The organism is Hominisplanchenecus murintestinalis (assembly GCF_943193015.1).
Classification (GTDB): Bacteria; Bacillota; Clostridia; order Lachnospirales; family Lachnospiraceae; genus Hominisplanchenecus_A; species Hominisplanchenecus_A murintestinalis.
The window spans coordinates 102,983-109,930 of the sequence record NZ_CALPCM010000008.1; the positions used below are offsets into that span (position 1 = coordinate 102,983).

A 6,948-nucleotide genomic window follows, 5' to 3' on the forward strand; every position below is an offset into this window, starting at 1 on the left:
AAAGAAGCGGTGATTATCAATGCGGAGATATCCAACGCGTATTCCGCGCCTCTGGATATCTCCGCATCATTTCTCAAAATCTATTGACGTTTACATTCTATTGACCCCCCATCCGTCGTTAGAATCATCTTATCTCCGTCAATCTCACATTTAACAAAGGTATCATATCGTCCCGGCTGCCGTGTAACCAATTCATCATTGTCATAGCTATAAGTACCAATATCCTCCATTCCATTGAATATCACAACATATGTTCCATCTTTATGAAAACTTATCATGAGTTTATCATTTTCTTCATTTTTATACCCATCATCTGTTTGCATACCTACATACTGCCATGTCCCAACAATAGACTTCTTCCCACCCCAAAAATGCCATACCGCTACGCCTATCAGAATTAAAACGATCATTCCCAAAAGTGTGCTTCCACTTTCCGAATTATTTTTTGTATTTTCCGTTGTATTTTGTTTTTCCATTTACTTTTTCTCCTTTATCTTTATTTTATAACTCTATGATGTAAACCGTAAAAATTTGTATTTTCCGCCAAGAGTTTATTCCGGCATGGTAAATTCTTCCCATCGGTAAAACACCGTTCCGTCTTTCTGGTCAGCGATGGTTTCCATATCCGGATCCATGCAGTAAAAAGAGATGTATGCTCTCTCTGATTCTCCAATCTGGCAACTGCAGCTTCCCTGATTACCCCGGAGTACAACGTTTCCTGCATTATATTCAAAAATCGTGCGCTCCTTTCCTATGCCAAAACCGTTTCCATTCCCCAAAAGGACGCTGAAATAGCGGTACTTTAATATACCGTCCTCTTTATAAAACTCAATAACGTCAGGTTCCCCCTCTTCTGGATTTGGCGACCAATATCCAACTAAGTCCTCTTCTTCAACTACTTTTTCCGGCATCGGCGCCGTATCATGAGAAGAACTCCAGGATGCCGTATCATTTGCATTTATACTCACTGCGGCACTTTCATGTTCTGACACATCGTTTTTTTCACACCCGCAGCAAATCGCCAGGCTTAATAAAATAAGTACAATTATTTGTTTCATCAGCATGACCTCCTTTTTAATATCATAACTTTTCGGAATCTTAAGCCCTTATTTTATAAGGCTTTCAGACCCCTGTTTCAAAAAATCACCCTTCTGCTGAATTTTGGACTCTCCGACCCGCCGGCCGCCTGCCCCTTGCGGTATTTGCAAGTGCAAAGTCCCAGGCTAAACTGTCACTTTATTTCCACTTCATTGTATAATACTGCCCTCTTCCCGAAAAATCCACCAGACAAATATAATACGTGCCTTCCGCCAGCTTTCCCGACACCTTATTTTTTCCTCTCCCTATGAAATCCCACCAGCTAAGACTGTCTTTTCCATCCATCTTGCCTTTTTTATTTATTGTCCGAAACTCTTTCCCTTTGAACGCCAATATCTGAATTCCTATCTCGCCATTTATTTTACCGTTAAATGATATGGTAACTTTCTTCTTTTTAGGGACTTCAATTTTATAATAAGGTACGTAACTATCCCAATACAGGGCGCCCTTTACAGTCTTTCCCGCCGGAAGCAAAGATGCTTTAGAAGCTGTCACAGCAGGCTTCTTTCCTTTGATTTTCCCGGTCGCCGTAAACGTATAGCGCATTTGATATTTCTTATTCGTATCTATCTCCAGATAATAAATCCCCTTTTTGAGCGCTACGTCAAAGTCTCGTTTCTCCGCATAAACATTAGGATCATCATAAATCTCTTTTTTCCTGGAATCCAATACTCTTACTGACGTTCCCCGAGAAACATAACCCTTTGCCCCCGGAATCGGCGATGTCTTTACCTCCACACGGATATATCCCGGCTTTGTTATCTTAATCTTATAGCATCCAATCCCATGATCCTGCTCCTCCAGTTCCCCATCCTTGTTTACGTCTGTATAGGAATACCGCTGCCCGGATACCCATTTCTTGTTTTGCATAGTAACGTCCCCGGCAGACGCGCGAATGCTAAACAACAGCGTGCAGCAGATCGCCATTGCAAACCCAAGCCAGGCTCCTTTTTGCAAACCGCGGTTTTTCCTCCTGCCGCAGCATTTTCCAAATTCCCTTGTAACCCCAATACCTTGTTCATTGCCTGAAGCACTAAAATTTTTTTGTTCTTTCATAAACGTATCTCTCCTTTTTTATTTTATTGATACTTTTTCCGATTTTGCAGGGTTTCCGCCATACTTGGCAAAAACCCTGAGCGCTTTTCTTTATTTCTGTATCTTGACGCTCTTTGCCTGCCCTTTTCCTTTAAACAGCTTTTTGTAAGCTTTTAATTTACTTTTGGGCACTTTAATTTTTGCTTTCTTATGAATGCCTTTAAAAGCGTTTTTTCCTACTTTTTTCAGCTTCATCGATTTACAGTTAATCGTTTTTAAGGATTTGCAGCCATAAAAAGCTTTCGAACCTATTGTCTTTACACTTTTTCCTATGGTTACTGACCGCAGTTTCTTGCATCCCTTAAATGCATTGGCTGAAACAGCCGTCACATAGAACGTTTTATTTTTTATTGTAACCGTATCCGGCACAGATATTGTTTTCAGCTGCTTCGCCGGAGCTGTATACTCTACGGACGCCTGGCTTCCTGTTCCGAGTACTTTGTATATTCCTTTCCCGCCGCTATCCAAAAGTTTTTCGCCAACCGTCAGTTTATTAGAAGCATCCGGCTTTGACGGCGCGGCTGGTTTCTGCCCGGAACCGCCTTCCGGCACATCTTTCTGTTTCTTTACCGTCACGCTGCAAACCGCGCGGTTCCCACTTCCATCTGCCGCCTCTGCAATAATCGCCGCGGTTCCTTCAGCGAGAGCAATCACCATACCTGTCTGTGAAACGATCGCTACCGTTTCATTGCTGCTGCTCCATTTAATCTGCCTGTTCGACGCCGCTTCCGGAAACGCCTGTGCTGTAAGCTGCATTTTTCCGTTAATATCCAAAGCAATCTGGCTGCTGCTCAGCGTAATCTTTGATACCGAAACAGGCCCTTCAATAGTGATTCCTGTATAAGCTGTTGCGCTGTTACCCATGCCATCCTTTGATGAATATGCACATAAATAGGCGCTTTGGGCTACCCGAATCGGTTCCGTATATTTCTGCGCGTTTGCATACAGAAGCTTAGAAGCACAGTATGCCTCCTCCGGATCGCAGATATAATAATAGATATCCGCTCCTTCCGTAGCCGTTGTCAAGGTTACTGTCTGAGCTTCTTTATAGATTCCTTCCGCAACGCTGCATTTCGGCTCCTCTGCTGTCCTGACATGTCTGCTGACCGGAGAAATCTTTAGATTTCTTGTCACAAAGTTCTCCTCACCGTTGCTGCTCCAGCCGTCAAAACAGAGGTCTGCATCCGCGGGCGCTCCAATCTCAGGAGCCTTTGCTGCTTCTCCGTATCCCACGATATCCTGTTTCAATATTTCTCCATCCCAGTCAAGGAACGTAACTGTATAGTCTGCTTCTTTATATGATGCAGTAACTACCATGTTCTCTGTAACATTTGTAACAGCATTTCCGTCTTTGTCTGCCCATTCAGTAAAGGTAAATCCTGCTTTTTCCGGTATCACATCTGCTGTGAGCGCATCGCCATACGCGAATTCCTTTACCGCTACACTGGTATTGTCCCAGTTCACAAATACCACCGCATATGTTTTCTTTCTGTACTGTGCCGTCACAATCAGATTCTCGCGCACATTGCGAAGTCCTGTATCCCATCCGATAAACTCATAGCCTTCTTTTTCCGGCGCCTGCGGCGCTTCTGCGTCCCCTCCGGAAACTACATTAACAGGGCTGCCGATACCTGCTCCCGTTTCATCTACAAATTCAACCGTATAGACCGGTTTTGGAGCCTCTATCGTACCCACTGTCGCATAATTTGTCGCGCCCTCAACTCCTAATGTAATAATGAAATCCCCTGTCTCAACCGTAGGCTCTTCTTTGGTAATGAACGTAAACTCATAATGTCCGTCTGCATCCAGCCGTGTCTGGGCTGCATACTCAATCTGGCTGGCCGTCGGATCCGTATTCTGCCCTTTATAAACTAAAAGAGTCGCATATTTTCCTCCCGCTCCTTCAACAATGCCTTCTGCCGTCCGCCTGGTTCCATTTCCATTCTCCAGAGAGGATACTGTCTCAAACTGCGTACTTTCCCCCTCCTGGTTAATATCTGCCCGATACCAGGACGAATCCCCATATCCATGAAACAGATCAATCCCTTCCTCCACCGTCGCAATCTTCTGTAGCTGCGTAAAGGATTTGTTGTATTCCCATTCCCCCGGGAAGTCCATGCTGTCTGCATAAACACTGGTATATGTATAAACTGTATTGCCGGAATTCAGATTCTGGTATTTATATCTCTTGTAATTGTAACATGGAATTTCCACAGAGTTCGTCTTAAAACGGTATGCCGTTCTCGTTTCTACCTGTGTATCTTTATCTGCGGCAACCCGCTCTCCCTGCCAGCCGCTAAAGTCCGTTTGCCAATATTCATAGTCATAATATTCCTGCCGCGTCTGATAGCGGTAGAACAGCGCTGTCACCTGACCCGACCGGTCTATTCCATTGGAAGTGCCGTCCAGTTCAAAGTACCAGTACGTATTCTGCCAGTATATTCTTCCTCTGTTTCCCCATTTCACCCAGCCCGGACCATAGTCATATCCTCTGCATGTTCCCCAGTCCTCTACCCAGTTTAGCGTATACTGCCCGCACCTGGAACATGCCCCGGACAAATCATCCCGCTGCCCGCAGTTTGAACAGTGAAAAGCAAAGTAACGATACATTGTCTGCGTCCCCACATTCGTCTGTACATTAGACGCGCAATAATTTCTGCTCCAGCCGCTCCAGGCGCCCCAGCCAGTATAAGTCCCCGTCGCCTTGCATCCGCTGTAGGTATATCCTTCCGGCGTTGCAGGCTTCGCACACGCCCTGATGGTTTTTCTCTTTTTGTACCGATATTCCGTCCTGCTTTCTGACAGAATATTATTTCCTTCAGGAGCCGGATTCCCTGACCAGTCTGACCATTCGTTTCCCACATCTACGGAAGCTGTGACACTTTTGGCCTTGGGAGTTCCCGTCGTATCATCGTCCGCTACGCCCACGAGGGAAACCTCCACACTTGTAGCCAGTCCTGAATATAAAATAAAAACTTCCTTCGTCAATTCTCCCGACACAGGTAAGCTGACTGAATCCGTTTCAGACGCTGCCATTTTACCGTTTTTCGTCTTGAGCGCCGTTACCAGTTTCCCCTTCGTAAAATCATTGGGAAAGTTTGACATTTTTACAGAAATTTGATACCCTGTCCCTTCGTCATTCCTTTTAGCAGACAAGATTTCTGTCACAATGGGCAGATTCGTATTTTCCCATACATAGACCGCTTCTATATTCAATGCCTTTTTCACGCACAGATATTCGTCTGAATTCCAGCCTGTGAAAATATACCCCGGCTTTGCCGGAATTCCTTCCGGCGGAACAGCGGCGCTTCCGTAGTTCACTTTCTGCGGCCTTCCAACCGTATTTCCCTCATAGTCCATAAACGTAACAACATAGGAATTAATCTGATAGTTTGCCGTAATAACCGTATCTTCTTTTACACTCTTGCCATCACTGCTCCAACTCTGAAATGTATATCCCTCCCTGGCCGGCGTACCGGGCGCAGAAGCATTTCCTCCCCATTTTACACTCTGGGTTTTCAGGCTGCTTCCGTCAAAATCCTGCCACGTAACCGTTACATTTCCATGCACTGTTATATTACCGGACGTCTTCCCGCCACTGGTGCCATAAGCATTTTTAGCGTAAACTGTCACTTGATATGTCCCGGCGCCGGAAACGCTAAAAGCTGTCCCAGTTCCAAATACTTCCTTTGACTGGTTTAAAGCTGCATTTGCTGCACAGCGCAAATCCACCCTATAGGAAGATGCTCCCAAAGCCACGCTCCAGCTGACGTTTAGGGCGTCGCCGATTCCCATATCATTTACAGCGGCTGATACCGTTCCCGGCGCCGCAGGCGCAGAACCGGAAACAGTCGGCAGCGTATAGGGGGCAGAATAAATCTTTGCTCCTTTCTTCCTGAGTTCTCCTTTGCTCATCTGACGTCCCCATTTGATCTTACAGTTACAGCATGGGCACTCTGTATAATGCGCATGGTAATTACACTCTCCAAAAGTTAGCGTATTTCCCGATACGCCAATAACCATAACCCAGTGATTGCTGTAATAAATTACATCTCCGGGCTTGATGGCATTAACATCCCAGGTCGCTCCCCATTCTTTGCAGTTCTGCCCATACACGTCATCTGCCAGCTTACGCACGAACCCGCAGCACTGCTGGCTATATCCATATTTATAGAAATTATTACAGTCTGCCCGTCCCATAGCCGCCACGCCTCCATGTATCTGGCATGGGCTCCATGTATAACCGTCCGGATTATCGCAGGCTCCATAGCATTGACTATCACCATGCCCCGACGCCTTATAGTGATTCCAGTAAGCCCCGTTGGGATATTTCTGCTGCAGCTGTTCAAGCGTCATCCCGGCAGCTTTTACAGGTAAAACATACAGACAGCAAAACAACAGCAGAAATCCAATCCACACGCCTCTCCGCAGACTGCGAAACTTTTCCCCCGCGCGGCGTTCGCTAAATTCTTGTTCCAGCTCCGCACCTGGCTCATTACTCACAGAAATAACATGTTTTTTCTCTTTCATAAGCACATCTCTCCTCACTTTTTTTATTTAAATTATACACCCCCGGTTTTGCAAATTTGTTTTTACGCCGAAGCCTAAAAACACTTCTGAAGTTCCTTTTTTTGATAGATTAAAATATATTATATATAATTATTTTATAGATATATTTAACCTGAATTATTCACAGCTGTGCCGTGAAAGTGGCTGAAAGCCACATAGTTACTGTATTTAAGCTGCTTATTGCAT

General features: G+C 45.1%; 4 protein-coding genes. All 4 read right to left on the reverse strand.

Annotated features, from left to right (window positions below):
• Nucleotides 1-80 precede the first annotated feature (80 nt).
• The 4 genes from NFR99_RS05155 to NFR99_RS05170 all read right to left on the reverse strand — a co-directional run bounded on the left by NFR99_RS05155 (nt 81) and on the right by NFR99_RS05170 (nt 6,723).
• A complete protein-coding gene (locus NFR99_RS05155; protein ID WP_251353062.1) occupies nt 81-476 on the reverse strand; it encodes a lipocalin family protein in 396 nt (131 codons plus the stop codon).
• A 75-nt stretch (nt 477-551) separates the two neighbouring features.
• Nucleotides 552-1,058 (reverse strand): hypothetical protein, encoded by a 507-nt coding sequence (locus tag NFR99_RS05160; RefSeq protein WP_251353064.1) that lies wholly within the window; start codon nt 1,056-1,058, stop codon nt 552-554.
• A 178-nt stretch (nt 1,059-1,236) separates the two neighbouring features.
• Nucleotides 1,237-2,154, reverse strand: coding sequence for a hypothetical protein (locus tag NFR99_RS05165; protein WP_251353066.1), 918 nt, complete (start codon nt 2,152-2,154; stop codon nt 1,237-1,239).
• Nucleotides 2,155-2,244: 90 nt separating this feature from the next.
• Nucleotides 2,245-6,723, reverse strand: coding sequence for an InlB B-repeat-containing protein (locus tag NFR99_RS05170; protein WP_251353068.1), 4,479 nt, complete (start codon nt 6,721-6,723; stop codon nt 2,245-2,247).
• Nucleotides 6,724-6,948: the final 225 nt, after the last annotated feature.